Annotated in this window: 15 protein-coding genes; all 15 read right to left on the bottom strand. The window is 50.9% G+C overall.

From position 1 onward, the window contains the following. Nucleotides 1-19: 19 nt before the first annotated feature. The gene (locus EH198_RS01500) at nucleotides 20-1,492 is read right to left on the bottom strand and encodes a flagellar hook-length control protein FliK (RefSeq protein ID WP_124693782.1); all 1,473 of its coding nucleotides are present in this window, start codon (nucleotides 1,490-1,492) and stop codon (nucleotides 20-22) included. A gap of 31 nt (nucleotides 1,493-1,523) precedes the next feature. Continuing rightward, nucleotides 1,524-2,456 carry a MotE family protein gene (locus EH198_RS01495; protein ID WP_124693781.1) on the bottom strand — a complete coding sequence of 311 codons (933 nt, stop codon included), beginning with the start codon at nucleotides 2,454-2,456 and terminating at the stop codon, nucleotides 1,524-1,526. Nucleotides 2,457-2,476: 20 nt separating this feature from the next. Beyond that, on the bottom strand, nucleotides 2,477-2,920 hold the full coding sequence (gene fliJ / locus EH198_RS01490; protein WP_124693780.1) for a flagellar export protein FliJ: 444 nt from the start codon (nucleotides 2,918-2,920) through the stop codon (nucleotides 2,477-2,479). A gap of 9 nt (nucleotides 2,921-2,929) precedes the next feature. Continuing rightward, complete coding sequence (gene fliI / locus EH198_RS01485; protein WP_124693779.1) at nucleotides 2,930-4,255, bottom strand: flagellar protein export ATPase FliI; 1,326 nt, start codon at nucleotides 4,253-4,255, stop codon at nucleotides 2,930-2,932. Next, nucleotides 4,236-5,084, bottom strand: coding sequence for a FliH/SctL family protein (locus EH198_RS01480; RefSeq protein ID WP_124693778.1), 849 nt, complete (start codon nucleotides 5,082-5,084; stop codon nucleotides 4,236-4,238). Before EH198_RS01480 ends, fliI begins: the two co-directional genes overlap by 20 nt. Beyond that, the gene (fliG, locus tag EH198_RS01475; RefSeq protein WP_124693777.1) at nucleotides 5,077-6,093 is read right to left on the bottom strand and encodes a flagellar motor switch protein FliG; all 1,017 of its coding nucleotides are present in this window, start codon (nucleotides 6,091-6,093) and stop codon (nucleotides 5,077-5,079) included. Before fliG ends, EH198_RS01480 begins: the two co-directional genes overlap by 8 nt. A 4-nt stretch (nucleotides 6,094-6,097) precedes the next feature. Continuing rightward, on the bottom strand, nucleotides 6,098-7,684 hold the full coding sequence (gene fliF / locus EH198_RS01470; RefSeq protein WP_124693776.1) for a flagellar basal-body MS-ring/collar protein FliF: 1,587 nt from the start codon (nucleotides 7,682-7,684) through the stop codon (nucleotides 6,098-6,100). 33 nt (nucleotides 7,685-7,717) lie between these two features. Further along, nucleotides 7,718-8,029: a flagellar hook-basal body complex protein FliE gene (gene fliE, locus EH198_RS01465; RefSeq protein ID WP_379309926.1), complete on the bottom strand. Its 312-nt coding sequence runs from the start codon at nucleotides 8,027-8,029 to the stop codon at nucleotides 7,718-7,720. A 69-nt stretch (nucleotides 8,030-8,098) separates the two neighbouring features. Then, nucleotides 8,099-8,545, bottom strand: a complete 447-nt coding sequence (flgC, locus tag EH198_RS01460; RefSeq protein WP_124693775.1) for a flagellar basal body rod protein FlgC — start codon at nucleotides 8,543-8,545, stop codon at nucleotides 8,099-8,101. 6 nt (nucleotides 8,546-8,551) lie between these two features. Then, nucleotides 8,552-8,959 (bottom strand): flagellar basal body rod protein FlgB, encoded by a 408-nt coding sequence (flgB, locus tag EH198_RS01455; protein ID WP_124693774.1) that lies wholly within the window; start codon nucleotides 8,957-8,959, stop codon nucleotides 8,552-8,554. Between the two features lie 380 nt (nucleotides 8,960-9,339). Then, entirely contained in the window at nucleotides 9,340-10,743 is a 1,404-nt protein-coding gene (hslU, locus tag EH198_RS01450) for an ATP-dependent protease ATPase subunit HslU (protein ID WP_124693773.1), read from the bottom strand. Nucleotides 10,744-10,771: 28 nt separating this feature from the next. Continuing rightward, nucleotides 10,772-11,320, bottom strand: coding sequence for an ATP-dependent protease subunit HslV (gene hslV, locus EH198_RS01445; RefSeq protein WP_124693772.1), 549 nt, complete (start codon nucleotides 11,318-11,320; stop codon nucleotides 10,772-10,774). 45 nt (nucleotides 11,321-11,365) lie between these two features. Beyond that, the gene (gene trmFO / locus EH198_RS01440) at nucleotides 11,366-12,736 is read right to left on the bottom strand and encodes an FADH(2)-oxidizing methylenetetrahydrofolate--tRNA-(uracil(54)-C(5))-methyltransferase TrmFO (protein ID WP_246014062.1); all 1,371 of its coding nucleotides are present in this window, start codon (nucleotides 12,734-12,736) and stop codon (nucleotides 11,366-11,368) included. A gap of 107 nt (nucleotides 12,737-12,843) precedes the next feature. Further along, nucleotides 12,844-14,943 (bottom strand): type I DNA topoisomerase, encoded by a 2,100-nt coding sequence (topA, locus tag EH198_RS01435; RefSeq protein WP_124693770.1) that lies wholly within the window; start codon nucleotides 14,941-14,943, stop codon nucleotides 12,844-12,846. A 95-nt stretch (nucleotides 14,944-15,038) separates the two neighbouring features. Further along, entirely contained in the window at nucleotides 15,039-16,157 is a 1,119-nt protein-coding gene (gene dprA / locus EH198_RS01430) for a DNA-processing protein DprA (RefSeq protein WP_124693769.1), read from the bottom strand. Between the last annotated feature and the right edge of the window lie 263 nt (nucleotides 16,158-16,420).

Below are 16,420 nucleotides of genomic sequence, written 5' to 3'. Positions count from 1 at the left end.
ACCTCCCTTTCCATACCCATTAAGCTTCGGCAGAGAATTGGCTTGCCGGATTTCGGGTATTCTGTCGTTCGTTAGCCAGCCAATCTTTCCATTCTCCATCCAGTTCGGCTGCCAGGACGGCATCGTCCGAAGAATCCTTGCGCTCCTTGGAGCGTCTGTCCGACCCTTGACTACCCGCTCCCGAATGGCGCCCCTCCTGAAAGAGTTGGGACTGAAGCGGAGTGTTGTTTTGCGAAACTTCGAGCTTCTCTACCTGCAGACCTTGCGATTGAAGCGCTGCACGCAGTTGAGACATTTGATTCTCCAGCAAATCTCTGGCTCCGGAATGCTCGGCTAAGAACTGAGCGACAACATGTCCGTTATGCATTGTAATCTTGACATCCACCTGCCCCAGATTTTCCGGGAACAATGATAGGGTCGCTTCGGCGACTCCGCCCTTCTTGACTATTTCCAGTTTACCGGTAATAAATCCGGTCATCTCCTCAGCGAACTTATGAACCGGCACCTGCGAAATCTCCGCCTTTGGAGTAGCCGTAATTCCGTCCCTCAGCGAGAGCTGGCCTGCGGTAATGACATTGCTGTCTCCTTGGGAAGAATCCTGCTCAGCAGCCTTATCAGTCACTGTGCCTTCGTTTGCTGTGGAATGCTCTTTATTGATTTCTGCAGATGCTAAAGGCAATTTGAGTGACAGCGGATTTCCGGAAGCCGCTTGGGTATCGAGAGAGGCTGTGTCTATCTGTCCCGAGGAGTCCGGTTTGTTCGAAACCGCGTCGGCAGCCTTAGAAAGCCCTACTCCCACGTTAACATCGCCGGTTTTCGAAGTCCTGGGTCCTTGAAGCTTATCGACGCCTTTAATCCCGGATGGCATTGCCGCTGCAGCAGTCCCCGAAACGGACGAGTCAACAGTTCCAGTGTATGGCTCAATCATAGAAGCAAAGCTGTTCAACAGTGCCAGTGCTTTGCCTGCTGAGGCTTCATCGCCGCTTCCGGAAGCCTGCTGAATCAATGCTGCGAGGTTGTTGAGTTCATCCTGAACGGCAAACCTTGCAGTTGCTGGATTCTGCGCAAGCGGCGTCAGCGCCGTCTGATCCGGAGACTCCTTCATTTCATTGCCAGACAATAGCGCCGAGACCTGAACCAGCCAGCCTTGAAGCGCCGCCAGCAGCGCAGGATCACTTTCAATCTGCTCGTCCAGTTTGGACAGTTCGGGAAGCAGCTCATCCAAGAGTTTCTTGCCGGAAAGATCCGCCGTTTCTCCATCTTCGCCGGTGTGATTGGATAACGCCGTTATTAGAAGATTCTGCAATGTAGCAGCCGCTGCATCACTTTGAGACGCCACTGCCAGTTCCGAAGTTGAGCCTGCCATCGACTGTATCAACGTACTGGAGAACATTCCGTTCCCCGCTCCGGCAGCACCAGCAGTCCCCGGAGAAGCCGTCGTTTTAGCATTCAGACCTTTGCCTGAAGAGATCATTTGAAATACGAGACTCATCTTTTTTTCACCTCCTTTCAAAGTGCAATGGTCACTTGCCGCCCATCAGACGGTTCACAATTTTGGCGGTGACGCCGTTCGTATCGCTCTTGGTCATTTCCGATAAAATGGAAGACCGTACGTTGTCATCAACTGTGCTTAAAATTGTAATCACCTTATCCGGACTGATGGCGTACATTTCACTAAGCAGCTTTGCCGCCTCTGCCGCAGGCATGGAGGTGAACGTCTGGCTTAGCTTTTGCTTGTCTAGATTTGCGCCGCTGCCAGTTGAGGCTGTCGTACCCGCCGAGTCTTGTTTCAGTCTGGATTGAAGGGCTGCAATAGCCATATCGGAAGAATTGGCCGATTCTTTTAGCTTAACGGATACATCCGCAGCTACTTTCGGGTCCATTTTTTCCAATATCCCCGTCTTGCTGTCGTTGTTCATCTCGCTAAGTAGTTGAACGACCTCATCGGTCGTCATATTTTGCATGATCGCGGCAGCTTTGGATGCCTGCATCCCCGCATAAAGCTTGGTCATTGCCGCTATTTCCTTTTGGTGGTCATCCTCTGTTTCAACCGGTTGCTGGGTGCTTGCGACCTGCTGCATCTCGTCAATCTGCGACTTTAAAGCCTGAACCTGCTTATCCTGCTCGGTTTTTTGCTCATTCAGCTTCTTAACCGTTTCCTCCTGCTGGGAGAGCTGAGCCTTAAGCTCCTTAATGGTCGACTCCGAGCTTGCCGCCTGCTCCTCCGCTTGCTGACTGTTCCCGGAGGTCTCACCTTTCGGGTCGGGTATCCATTTATTCACAATCGGGATTTTGTTCGCGATCTGCAGCATGTCGTTTCGGTAATCCATATTAAAAAGCGTCAACAGAACCCCAATCAGGACAAGGGTAAAAATAATCGGTATCATCAGAAAAAGAAACCGCTCAAACTTGCCTGCCGACCCTTCGTTTTCAAGTTCAATATTGTTCTGTGCCACTGCCGAATAACCTCCAAACGTCAGAGGGACTTCATCGCGAAGCGGACGGTAGCCATCTCATCCAATTCGTTTTGCTCCCGCAAATTCAAATTTTGCTGGAAAATACCCAGCGCCTTGTCTCTTGCTTTCAGCCAGACCTTTTCATCCAACGCCTTTGAATTCAAATTTTCCTGCTTCCTAGAAACTTCCTGATGCGCCTGGCTGATTTCGCCTTGCTTACGCGTAATGCAGTTATCTAAATAGTCCACGTAATCCTGCATCTCCCGGATCGCCGCCATTGGCGTTCTCCGTTCTGCCGCAGCCTGAAGCGCGAGCAAAGTCTCATTTCGCAGTTCGATAAGTTCAACCAGATCTTTCTCCTGTGTTTGCAGTTCTCCAAGCGCACTTGAGAGCATCCATTCCGCCTGCGTTTTTTCATTGCCCTTCAAGTCGACGACTTTTTGAAAATTATATTGAAACTTCATTAATTAAAATCAACTCCTCGAGAACTGGGAAATTAAGGTCTGTTGAACTTCGGCCAGCGTTGTCTTCTCGTCTACCTTCTGCTTCGTAAAATTCCAGATGTTGTCGATGTAGTGCATCGACTCGTCAATCTGGGCATTTGACCCTCTTTGATAAGCCCCGATATTGATTAAATCTTCGGATTCCTTATATACCGCCATCAGGCGTTTCACATTCTCGGCCGCCTCGATCTGATCCCTCGGCGCGATATCCTTCATCACCCTGCTGATGCTCGCCAGCACGTCGATTGCCGGAAAATGTCCCTTGTTCGCAATGCTCCGGTTTAGCACAATATGTCCATCCAAAATCCCGCGGACAGCATCGGCAATCGGCTCGTTCATATCGTCTCCATCGACCAGTACGGTATAAAAAGCCGTGATCGAGCCGGTTGGCCCCGTACCCGCACGTTCCAGCAGCTTCGGCAGACTGGCGAACACGGAAGGCGTATATCCCCTCATCGCCGGAGGCTCTCCGACGGCAAGGCCTACTTCGCGCTGCGCCATTGCATACCGTGTAACGGAGTCCATCATCAGCATGACGTTGAGTCCGCGATCACGGAAATATTCGGCGATGGTCGTCGCAATCAGCGCCCCTTTAATTCGGATCAGCGCCGGCTGGTCCGAAGTCGCCACGATCACAACCGAACGCTGCAATCCTTCCGGGCCGAGGTCGCGCTCAATAAAATCAAGCACTTCCCTTCCCCGCTCGCCAATAAGTGCGATCACGTTGACATCGGCTGATGTATTTCGGGCAATCATACCCATCAGCGTGCTTTTCCCTACGCCCGATCCGGCAAAAATGCCGACCCGCTGTCCCTTGCCGATCGTCAGAAGGCCGTCTATCGCCCGCACTCCGATGCTGATGGGCTCCTGAACCCTGGGTCTATTCAGTGGATTGGATGGAATATTGAAGGTTGAACTATACGGCATTCGCGCCGGAATAAGCGAACCGTCCAGCGGCTGCCCAAGGCCGTCGAGCACCTTGCCTAGCAGTTCCGAACCAACCTGCACGTTAAGCGGCTTGCCTGTGCCAACCACATCGCAGCCCGGACCGATCGCCTGCAATTCTCCCAGCGGCATCAACAGCACTTTGTTGTCGCGGAAACCAACGACCTCAGCCTTGAGCGGCTTGTTGCCTTTGGCTGGATAGATATAGCATACGTCGCCTATACTGGCGTCCGGTCCTTCCGATTCAACCATTAACCCAATAACCTGGGTGACCTTGCCATTAATTCTGATGGGATCGATACCGCGAAGCTGCTCTTTATATCTCCGGGTGTCAAGCATCTTGTTCCCCATTTCTATGTTCCTCGTTGTCCAATGCCACCCTGATCAGTTCCTTCTTGATTTCCTGAAGCTGGGTGTCAATTCTGGCATCTACGCTTCCAAATGAAGAGCGGATCACGCAGCCGTGGTCCTTTACCGTTGAGTCCGGCAAAATCTGAAGTTCCGCCTGCGAATCGATCGCCAGAGCAAGCTCCTCGCGAGCCGCATTTACAAAGGTGAACTGGCTAGGAGCTACACACAGGGAGATGATTCCCTGCTCCCGTTTGCGTGCCAGGTTTCTCTTGATCAGGTCGATTGTAAACGCAGGCTCGACTGTCAGCTGTTTCTCCACGATTTTCTCGGCGATATCACAGCTCAGCTCCACGAGAAAAGGCTCAGCTTCCTGAATAATAACATCGCGCGCTTTATAAGCTTCGGTCAATACGGCTTGGGCCTCTTCCATAATCTCCGCCAGCTTGGCCTTCATTTCTTTTTCGGCCTGCAGCAGACCCTCATCGTAGCCCTGCCTGTAAGCTTCGACTTTAACCGCTTCTGTCAGGTGTTCATCCTGCTCCCTCCGGCTCCGCCACCAATCCTCGGCTTCGCTTCGTGCCGTCTCGATTATGCGCTCCGCCTCAAGTGAAGCGTTACGGACCTGCCCTTCGGCGAATTCCTTCGCATCACGCAGCATCTCTTTGCGCGCCTGCTCGGCCGCTTCACGCGCGGGATCTTCATAATGCTGCTCGCCGCTTTCCTCCGACTGGGTTTCCTCTTCGGCAAGACCGGCGTGCTGCCGGGCCAGCTCCAATCTTTTGAGCACATCAACGGGAACATATTGGGAGTGTTTGATCAACCTAGACAATGATGTCATCTCCTCCGCCGCGGGCTATAATAATCTCACCCGATTCTTCCAGTCTGCGAATAGTCCCTACAATTCGGGTCTGGGCTTCTTCCACATCACGCAGCCGAACCGGACCCATGTACTCCATTTCTTCCCGGAAGGTCTCCGCCATACGTTTGGACATATTTCGGAAAATGACGTCGCGGACCTCTTCGCTGGCGACTTTAAGCGCAAGCTGCAAATCCGCATTCTCGATGTCACGGATAATGCGCTGGATGGAACGGTTGTCCACGTTGACAATATCTTCGAATACGAACATCCGCTTCTTGATCTCTTCCGCCAGCTCGGGATCTTGAATTTCGAGCGAATCCAGAATGGTGCGTTCCGTCCCCCGGTCTACGCCGTTCAGAATTTGTACAATCGACTCGATGCCGCCGGCGTTCGTGTAATCCTGGGTAACAGTTGCGGAAAGCTTTTGCTCCAATACCCGTTCGATCTGGGAAATGACCTCCGGAGAGGTGCTGTCCATAACGGCGATTCTTCTTGCCACCTCCGCCTGTTTCTCCTGCGGCAGTGAAGATAGAATCGCGGCTGCCTGTTCGAACTTTAAATAAGAAAGAACAAGAGCGATGGTCTGCACATTTTCATTCTGAATAAAGTTCAAAATCTGATTGGGATCAGCCTTCCGCGCAAAGTCGAACGGTCTGACCTGCAGCGTTGCCGTCAAGCGGTTGATCACTTCCAGCGCCTTCTGTGATCCAAGCGCCTTCTCGAGAATTTCCTTGGCGTAGTTGATACCGCCTTGCGAAATATATTCCTGAGCGAGACAGATTTGATGAAACTCAGACATAATCATATCTTTTTCATTGTTGTCAATCTTGCGAACGTTGGCGATCTCCAGCGTAAGCTGTTCAATCTCCTCGTCTCTTAAATGCTTGAAAATCTGCGCCGAAACTTCCGGTCCAAGTGTAATGAGCAGGATAGCGGCTTTCTGCCTGCCGCTAAGCCCCTGCTGTGCAGCCTTTGCCATGCGTTCACCTCTGTTCGTCTGCAAGCCAGGTGCGCAGCAGATTTACGAACTCGTCCGGCTTTTTCTTGGCCAGGCTTTCCAGCTGCTTGCGCACTTGACTCTCGTTCGTTACGCTGTCCAGGTTAATGGACGGATACTCGGTAGGGGCCTGAAGCGGCACCTCTTCATCTTCTTCCTCCGCATTATTGCGGCGGCGCCGATAGATAAGATATCCAACTCCGCCGCCAACGAGTGCCGCCCCTGCTGCGATAGCCCATATCATCCATGATGCCAGTCCTGCCGAAGCCGAGGCAGGTGTTTGTGTGCCGAAAGGCTGCGAGTAGACCGAAACTTTTTTACTTAAATCAGCGTCAGTATAACTAATCCCCGAATCGGCAAGGGAAGCTCTGACAATATTAACCAAAATGTTGCGAATGGCGTCCGAAGTGGGTTGATCCAAAGAATTTTGTCCGTTGGGTGGTTCAACCGCTACATTAATGGTTAAGTCTTTAACAGTATATGGGCTTGCAATGATATCTTTGGTGATTCTGTTCACTTCATAATTCCTTGTCTCTGAAGACTCCTCGGATGAAGTGTTTCCGGAGTTCGTACTGCTTGGATACCCCTGCACGTCACCCTCTCCGGTTCCCGCAACCCCACCGTTCGTACTGCCTTGTCCCGAGTACGTATTGCTTATTATTTGGGAACTGATTTCGATCCCTTTCATATTTTCGGTATCAACAGGTGTGACAATGTCTTCTTTCCGGTTCTCTTTATCAAAATTCAGCTTGGAAAAGACGAGCACATCGACTTTATCGGGTCCTGTAAGAGTACTAAGAAACGCTTTGACGTTCTTTTTCACTTCATCTTCAAATTTCTTTTGAAGGGCGAAGTTTTCTTCAATTTGGCTGGATACTCCGCCTTGTCCACCTTTTGCTGTAGGGTATAGCTCGGTCTCGTTATTCGTGATCGTAATATTGTCAACAGGCAAATTCGGAACAGCCGTCTTCACCAGATTGAAATAGCCGTCAATATTATCCTGACTCGGTCTGAAGCCCGGCTTGAAGCTCAGCACCACGGATGCCGAGGCCTTCTCCTGATCATCCTGGGTGGCGAACACGGTCTCCTTTGGCAAATTGACGAGAACTTTAGCGTCCTTGACACCCTGCATTCTGCGCAAAAGCTGTTCTACTTCGCCGTTCAGAGCGTTATTGTACTTAACGTTAAATTCGTTCTCCGTCGTACCGATCATGGACGAACTCTGATCAAATACTTTAAAGCCGATCGAGCCATCCTGAACAATCCCCTGCGAACCAATATCCACCTTAACACGGGCCGCATCGGTGCTAGGTACGGAAATACTGTGACCGTCGGGACTTAACCGATAGCTGATTCCAGATGTCTCCAAATAGTTTATGACTCCGGCGGCATCCGTACTGTCTAAATCTTGAAATGCAACCTCATATTGGGTCTTGGTAAGCTGCATCGTCACAGCAACAATAATAATTATAATGATAAACAGCGTCGAAAAGAATAATATCTTCTGTCGGACGCTGAATCTGTTCCAATACTGGACAAGCCTGTCCCTGTACTGGACGAATCTTTCATTCACGGTGTCACCCCATCCGAAACTAAGCTAGATTGTTTAGATTTGAGTTCTCATAATTTCCTGATAGGCTTCAATCACTTTGTTCCGGACTTGGGTGGTCAGCTGTAAGCTCAGCAAAGCCTGCTGTGAAGAGATCATCGCTTCATCCACATTCACTTCTCCCAGGACAAACTTATTATTCATATCTTTCGCATTTTGTTCCTGAGCAGCCACTTGATTCAGCGCATCCTCAAGATACGAGCCAAAGCCTTTTACGCTATCCGAGAGACCTGCGGAAGATTGGGCCTCCGTAGTCTTCATTGCAAGCGGCTGAATACTTTGCGCGCCAATTGTGAAATTTTGTATCAACGTTTCTCCTCCTTGAAAATAACCCTAGAGTAAGCCGGATTGATCGAGCACTTGAAGTATGTTTATAGATTATTTACCGATCTCAAGCGCCTTGGATACCATCGATTTGCTTGCGTTAAGCATAGTTACATTAGCTTCATATGAACGGGAAGCAGAAAGCATATCTACCATTTCCTTCGTAATATCCACGTTGGGCATATACACATATCCGTTCGCGTCCGCATCGGGGTGGGTTGGATTATAAACTGGCTTGAGCGGCGAGGAATCATCTACGATCGCTTGAACGCGAACACCTTCCGATCCTCCGTTCATTTTGGAATTCAGAATATTAGAAAAACTGTCATTCCGCGCAGATTCGAGCATCACAAGCTTGCGCCGGTACGGCACCGCTTTGCCGTCAACAACCGACGCTCTTGTCGTTTCCGCATTGGCTATATTGGATGAAATCACGTCCATTCTAAGCCGCTGTGCGGTCAGTGCCGAAGCGCTGATTCCAAAACTGCTGCCAAAATTCATACCTCATTATCTCCCTTCGGTCGCCGTCCGCATCATCGAAATCTGGCTGCTCAGCAGTTGAACATAAGAACTGTAACGAAGCTGGTTCTCGGCGCTGAGCGCCATCTCGCGGTCAATATCGACATTGTTTCTGCTGTTGTTCATAGAAGTGTTCTCGTCGGTCTGAATGACCGGGGCGGGAATAGATCCTGCCGATCCAAACTGAATATGACGGAGGTTCGTCACTTTGGCGCCGAGCGAAGGTTGGAGTCCGTTCTCCTTTTCGCGCAGAAAGCTCTCGAAAGAGACATCGGAGCGCTTGAATCCCGGCGTATCCACATTAGCCACGTTATTGGCCAGTGCGTTTTGTCGCATTGTGGCGGCATCAATGCCCTTTTGCAATCTTTGGAAACTGATACTGTTAAGCAATCCCATGATAATCCCCCTTCCAAAGCTATCATAATGAAAAGAATTCCACAACTCTTTCTGAAATCCTTCTCCAGTCGACAAATTTTGATAAAAAAAGCGATCTTTCCCGTAAAAATGACCGGGATTTTATGATCGACAGATTGAGACATAATAGAGGTAATTATTACATATATTGATTCTCTTAGAATTTGTATAATATTACAATAAGAAAAAAGCCCTATCTTTTTTAAAAAGAGAGGACTTTTCGTGTTTTTCATGCATATTTTTACATTTTACTATCCATTATTTTCTTTTGTCATCAGATTGTTCCGTAATTTCCCTTAATTTAGGTCATTTCGAGAAGGTACCCGTTACTTCTTACCTAGAAACCTTCTATTCACAGGAAGTTACAAGATATATTGGCTTAAATCGCGATCCTGGGCAATGCTAGCCAGCTTCTCACGGACGTACTCGGGCGTGATGACCATTTTATCCAGTGTAAGCTCGGGGGCTTCAAACGATAAATCTTCCAGCAGCTTCTCCAAAATAGTGTGCAGGCGTCTCGCCCCAATATTCTCCATATTTTGGTTGACTGTCGCTGCAATCTTCGCAATTTCGTAAATGGCGTCGTTTGTAAACTCCACCTCAATATCTTCGGTTGCGAGCAGATGGATATATTGTTTGGTCAGCGCATTTTTCGGTTCCTTCAATATCGATACGAAATCTTCGAGGGACAGGCTGCTTAATTCAACCCGAATGGGGAAGCGCCCCTGAAGTTCAGGGATCAGATCGGACGGTTTGGCGACGTGAAATGCGCCTGCGGCCACGAACAATACATAATCGGTCTTCACGGGGCCGTATTTCGTCATTACGGTAGATCCTTCGACGATCGGCAAAATATCCCTTTGCACACCCTCCCGGGATACATCCGGACCAGCCCCTTTACCTTGGCTTGCCACCTTGTCGATCTCATCGATAAAAATAATGCCGGATTGTTCCGCGCGCGCGACGGATTCCTGGATAACGTCGTCCATATCAATCAGCTTGTTCGCCTCATCCTGAATCAGCACTTTGCGGGCCTCCCGGATTGGAAGCTTGCGTTTCTTGGTCCGCTTCGGCAGAAGGCTTCCGAACATCTCCTGCATATTCATACCCATCTGGTCGTTGCCCTGGCCTGCGAACATATCCAGCATGGTCGGCGTGGTATCTTCGACATCGACTTCAATAATATCATCTTCCAGCTGTCCTGCCAGCAGCTTGAACCGGATTCCCCGGCGGCGTTCACTTAAAGAGGCGTCTTCGTCCGTATCTTCGGATTTCACTTCCTCCTGTCCGCCATTTCCGCCAAACAGCATCTCGAACGGATTGCGCTGGGCTTTATTCTTGGAGCCGGAAGGAGCGAGGATGCGCACGATCCGCTCATTTGCCAGCTCTTCCGCCCGGTCCTTCACCTTCTCTGTGCGCTCAAGCTTAACCATCCGGATCGCGGTTTCTACGAGATCGCGCACCATGGATTCCACATCGCGTCCCACATATCCGACTTCGGTAAATTTAGTCGCTTCCACTTTTACGAACGGAGCATTCACCAGCTTCGCAAGGCGTCTGGCAATTTCGGTCTTGCCCACACCGGTAGGCCCGATCATCAAGATATTCTTCGGCACGATTTCGTCGCGCAGTTCTTCGGACAGCTTGCCGCGCCGGTAACGGTTCCGCAGTGCGACCGCCATTGATTTCTTGGCCTGCTTCTGTCCGACGATATACTTATCCAGTTCGGCTACGATTTGCCGGGGCGTAAGCGATTGATTCGCCATCTCCATTCCTCCACTTCTCTGGCGGGCATTAAGCCTGCAATTGTTCAACGATAATATTGGAATTGGTATAGACACAAATCTCTGAAGCGATAGTAAGCGCTTCCTTTGCGATATCCGCCGCACCGAGATCTTTGGCATGACGTTTCAGTGCCCGGGCGGAAGCCAGGGCAAAATTCCCTCCGGAACCGATCGCAAGCACATCGTCGTCCGGTTCGATAATCTCACCGCCGCCGGATATGAGCAGCATGCCGTTCTTATCCATGACGATCATCAGCGCCTCCAGCTTGCGCAGGACGCGGTCCTGGCGCCAATCCTTGGCCAGCTCTACCGCCGCGCGCTGCAAATTGCCGTGATGTTCTTCCAGCTTGCCTTCAAACTTCTCAAACAGGGTAATCGCGTCAGCAACCGATCCGGCGAATCCGGCGATGACCTGTCCTCTGTATAATCTCCGCACTTTTTTGGCGGTTGTCTTCATGATGACATTTTCTCCAAAGGTAACCTGTCCGTCGCCTGCGATGGCCGCTTCGCCATTATGCCGCACGGCGCAGATGGTCGTTGCGTGAAAGCTCGGAATCATGCTCTTGCCTCCTTTTTACAATGCTCTCAAAATCGCTTAGGTTCTTTACAGAGACCCGGAACCGATGTTGTGGGTCAGATCCATGCGTTCCGCGAATCCGGCCAGACTGTCCAATGCACGATGGGCGAGGAGCTCATTTTTTTCCTTTTTGTTGCGGATTCTGTGTTCAGGCTTCGGCAACAGACCGAAATTTGCGTTCATCGGCTGAAAATGCTTGGGATCGGCAGATGTAATGTACGCAGGCATACTTCCCAGAACGGTATCCTCCGGAAAAACAAGAGGTTCTTCACCCAGAGCGATTCTGGCGGCATTCATGCCGGCTATCATTCCCGAGGCCGCAGATTCGACATAGCCTTCCACACCCGTCATCTGGCCCGCGAAAAGCAGTCGCTCGCGCCCTTTCATCTGATAGGTCGGATGCAGCATCTTCGGCGAATTGATAAACGTATTGCGATGCATAACGCCGTAACGGACGTACTCCGCATTCTCAAGACCCGGAATCAGTGAAAAGACCCGCTTTTGCTCCCCCCACTTCAAATGGGTTTGAAACCCTACCAGATTATATAGCGTTCCGGCTGCATTGTCCTGACGAAGCTGAACGACGGCAAAAGGCAGCTTGCCCGTATGGGGATTGACAAGGCCGACCGGCTTCATCGGGCCGAACAGGGCTGTCTGCTTGCCGCGTTTCATCATAATTTCGATCGGCATGCAGCCTTCAAAGTAAATCTCCTTCTCAAAATCTTTGAGCGCCGCCGTTTCCGCAGAAATAAGCGCATCGTAGAAGACGTCGAATTCCTCTTCCGTCATCGGGCAGTTGAGATAGGCCGCTTCGCCTTTATCATACCTGGAAGCCAGGTATACCTTGCTCATATCGATCGAATCCTTCTCGACAATCGGAGCCGCCGCATCGTAGAAGTAAAAATACTCTTCACCCAGCAGCGCTTTGATCTCGGAAGAGAGCGCCGGAGACGTTAGCGGTCCGCTCGCGATCACGACAATCCCTTCCTCCGGTATATGCGCCAATTCTTCATTTATAACCTCAACAAGCGGATGTCCGTGCAGCGCCGCCGTAATTTCGCCGGAGAATCCGTCGCGGTCTACGGCAAGCGCGCCTCCAGCCGGTACGGCATGCTTATCGGCCGAGCCGAGGACCAGTGAGCCGAGCCGCCGCATCTCCTCTTTCAGGACGCCGACCGCATTGCCAAGTCCGTTGGCCCGCAGCGAGTTGCTGCATACGAGTTCGGCGAACTTATCCGTATGATGGGCCGGCGTCTTAACGACCGGACGCATTTCATATAATTTTACCGGCACTCCCCGCGATGCAATCTGCCAGGCCGCCTCGCTCCCCGCAAGCCCCGCTCCAATTACCGTTACCGGCTGGGGGCTGCCCACTGTCTGTTTTGCTGTATCCGTCAACTTCATACAACCTCCATAAGTCTTTCTTGCTGAATTCATACATTATTCGGTTCACATGATGGAACCTTAACAGGCTTCGAAGACAAGCCTTAATTTACTGGGCCGTATTATTCCGCCGCTTCTTCTTCATTGTCTTCCAGATTCTCGGTATGATCGCATGACGTACACTGCAGCCGAACGCCTTGCTTATTCCGTTTCTCGATCATCCAAGTGCCGCACTCCGGACACGGTTTGGCAGACGGTTTATCCCAAGAGACAAAATCGCACTCGGGATAACGGTCGCAGCCGTAAAAGACGCGTCCCTTCTTACTGCGCCGTTCAACGACTTTTCCTTCGTGGCATTTCGGGCAGCCAACACCGATATCTTTGATAATCGGCTTCGTATTGCGGCAGTCGGGGAATCCGGAACAGGCCAGGAATTTGCCGAAACGCCCCAGCTTGTAAACGAGCGGCTTGCCGCATTTCTCGCAAATTTCATCGGAAACCTCATCCACGATCTCGATCTCTTTCATTTCCTCTTCGGCCACTTCAAGACGCTTCTCGAAGGAATTGTAAAATTCGGCAAGAACTTTTACCCAATCTTCCGCGCCTTCTTCCACATGGTCAAGGTCGCCTTCCATATGCGCCGTAAATTCCACATCCAGAATTTCCGGGAAGAACTGCTCCATTTGTTCGATAACCAGTTCTCCAAGCTCAGTGGGCATGAATTTTTTCTCTTCAATGGCTACATAGCCGCGCTTCTGGATCGTTTCCAGCGTCGGAGCATAAGTGCTTGGACGCCCGATCCCCAGCTCCTCAAGCGTCTTGACAAGACGCGCCTCCGTATAACGCGGCGGGGGCTGAGTAAAATGCTGCTTCGGATCGATTTCCTGCTTGACCAGCTTATCGCCCGCCTGAAGCTGCGGCAAATATTTCTCTTCCTCCGTCGTACCGTCATCGTTGCCTTCCACATAGACCTTCATAAAGCCGGGGAAAGACACCTTTGAACCGACGGCGCGGAACATGGCCTTGCCAACCGCAATGTCAACGGACAGCGTATCCAGCAGAGCCGAAGCCATTTGGCTCGACACGAAGCGTTCCCAGATCAGCTTATACAGCCGGAACTGGTCGCGGCTTGTAAATTCCTTGACGGCGTCAGGCTCGCGCAGTGCCGAGGTTGGCCGGATCGCTTCATGCGCATCCTGGGCTCCGGCGGCCTTCTTGGAGTATTGACGCGGTGTTTCCGGCAAAAAGTTCTCCCCGTACTTTCCGGATATCAGTTCCTTCGCTTCTTCCTGTGCCGTCGCGGAAATCCGGGTGGAGTCGGTACGCATATACGTAATCAGACCGACAGTGCCTTCTTTTCCAAGCTCCACACCCTCATACAGCTGCTGGGCGACAGACATGGTCTTGGCTGCCCGGAATCCGAGCTTGCGCGCCGCCTCCTGCTGAAGGGAGCTCGTTGTGAATGGCGCCGACGGATGGCGCTGTCTTTCTTTTTCCTTCACTTCGTTCACAATAAAATCTGCGCCTTCAATCGCCTTTAATACTTCTTGTACGTCGCTTTCGCGTCCAAGTTCCTTCTTCTCACCATTTAATCTGTGAAACTTGGCGTCGAATATGGAATCCCGGATACCGAATTTAGCCGTAATGGTCCAGTATTCCTCAGGCACGAACGCTGAGATTTCATTCTCCCGGTCCATAATGATTTTAACCGCAACTGACTGAACGCGTCCGGCCGACAACCCCTTTTTGACTTTCTTCCATAATAAAGGGCTGATTTTATAACCGACGAGCCTGTCTAGTATTCGCCGCGCCTGCTGGGCGTTGACCAGATCCATATTAATTTTACGCGGGGATTTGAAAGCATCCTTCACGGCCTGCTTCGTAATCTCGTTGAACACAACGCGGCAGTCCTGCGTATTGTCCAGATCCAGCGCATGCGCCAAATGCCAGGCGATTGCCTCTCCTTCGCGATCCGGGTCAGCCGCCAGATAAACTTTTTTTACTTTTTTGCTCGCGTCTTTCAGCTCTTTGAGCACCGAGCCTTTGCCGCGGATGGTAATATATTTGGGATTAAAGTCATTCTCGACCTCCACACCAATCTGGCTTTTGGGCAGGTCGCGAATATGTCCCATAGATGCCTTTACGATATATTTGCTGCCCAAATATTTGCCGATGGTCTTCGCCTTTGCAGGCGACTCGACAATGACCAAAGAATCAGCCACAGAATCGTCCTCCTAAAAGTTTTGTAGCATACTCTTCATGAATTTCTTAACAAAACTCGCTCGGAAGAATACGCTAAAACCTTAAACTTCTATTATTATATAACCTTATATACTGCTCCCGGTAAGGATGTTACCGCTTTTTTTATGATTAAAGATAACAGAACGGAATGCAAATGTCCAAAATCCAAACCGCTTTTCTCCAGCAGCTCATCCAGGGAACATGGGCCCTGATGGAGTATATGGTATAGGCGGGACTCGTCACTTGTCAAATTCTTTTCGACGCATAGGCCGCCGTCACCGTCGTTGTTAACCTCTAGATTTGACGAGGAATCCCCACTTTGAGGAAGAAAAGAGGCATATTCCGATTTAATATCGGCTGCGCTCGTTACAAGAGCCGCTCCCTGTTTAATCAGTTCCAGCGCTCCTCTGCTTTTGGGGGAAGTAATCGGTCCGGGAACGGCAAAAACATCTCTGCCCGCTTCAAGGGCGGCATCCGCCGTAATCAGGGAACCGCTCCTGCTGTCGGCTTCAACGACGACCGTGCCGAGGGTAAGTCCGGCGATAATCCGGTTGCGCTGGGGAAACAGGCCGGGATGGCTTTTGGTGCCGATCGGATATTCGGTGACCACCAAACCTTCGCGTGAAATCCGCTCGAGCAGTTCGCGATTTTCCGGAGGATATATTTTGTCCATGCCGGTAGCCATGACGGCTACGGTTCCGCCCGATTGACCCACCGCGGCTTCATGACAGATACTGTCGATCCCCCGGGCCAATCCGCTGATAACGGTTAGGCCGCTTGCGGCCAACTCTTCGGCGAGAACGGCTCCGACCTTGCGGCCGTACGCCGTTGGAACGCGCGTCCCAACCATCGCGATACCAGGTGCTTGCAGCAGATCAACCCGCCCCCGGTAGTACAAGACCCATGGAGGCTGGGAAGTTTCTCTTAGCAGTTCGGGATACCGGTCGTCGAACACGGTAATCATCGATACGCGGGCTGTTTCCATTACGGATCGCCGAAGCTTTACCCAATCCCGAGTCAAAACATCCGCCAGCTTAGTCGACATTCCCGGTGTCAGACCGATCCTTTCCCAATCCTCCGGCTTACAATCAAACGCCTTTTCCGACAAAAATCCCGCCTTGCATATTTTGTCGATACTTTTCCAGCCGATGCCTTCCACTTCATGCAAACCGAATAATACATCCCGATTATTCATAAATAGGCTCTCCCTTTTATATAGAAGGCACACGCCTTCCTATTTTGTGTCATGCGCAGGACAATTGCAAGCTGTTCCGGGCGAAGCCCAAAAGAGTATCTCCTGGAACATGCGGCAGCAGAGTGCGCAAACGCAAAAAAGCAACCCTTTATCCCCGCGAGAGAATAAAAGGTTGCTTACCTTTGTTATTATTATACACAATCGGGCGGCTGCCGGAAGTCCTGCTTTGCCCTGAAATCAAATGACTGTGTACACCTTGAAAT

This window comes from Paenibacillus rhizophilus (assembly GCF_003854965.1).
Taxonomy (GTDB): domain Bacteria; phylum Bacillota; class Bacilli; order Paenibacillales; family Paenibacillaceae; genus Paenibacillus_AQ; species Paenibacillus_AQ rhizophilus.
This window is presented reverse-complemented; position numbering and strand designations above follow the sequence as displayed.

Excerpts from the sequence above, each read along its gene's own strand:
- EH198_RS01500 (WP_124693782.1), bottom strand. The coding sequence starts at position 1,492 with ATGAGTCTCGTATTTCAAATGATCTCTTCAGGCAAAGGTCTGAATGCT.
- fliJ (WP_124693780.1), bottom strand. The coding sequence starts at position 2,920 with ATGAAGTTTCAATATAATTTTCAAAAAGTCGTCGACTTGAAGGGCAAT.
- fliI (WP_124693779.1), bottom strand. The coding sequence starts at position 4,255 with ATGGGGAACAAGATGCTTGACACCCGGAGATATAAAGAGCAGCTTCGC.
- fliG (WP_124693777.1), bottom strand. The coding sequence starts at position 6,093 with ATGGCAAAGGCTGCACAGCAGGGGCTTAGCGGCAGGCAGAAAGCCGCT.
- flgC (WP_124693775.1), bottom strand. The coding sequence starts at position 8,545 with ATGAATTTTGGCAGCAGTTTTGGAATCAGCGCTTCGGCACTGACCGCA.
- flgB (WP_124693774.1), bottom strand. The coding sequence starts at position 8,959 with ATGGGATTGCTTAACAGTATCAGTTTCCAAAGATTGCAAAAGGGCATT.
- hslU (WP_124693773.1), bottom strand. The coding sequence starts at position 10,743 with ATGGCGAATCAATCGCTTACGCCCCGGCAAATCGTAGCCGAACTGGAT.
- hslV (WP_124693772.1), bottom strand. The coding sequence starts at position 11,320 with ATGATTCCGAGCTTTCACGCAACGACCATCTGCGCCGTGCGGCATAAT.
- dprA (WP_124693769.1), bottom strand. The coding sequence starts at position 16,157 with ATGAATAATCGGGATGTATTATTCGGTTTGCATGAAGTGGAAGGCATC.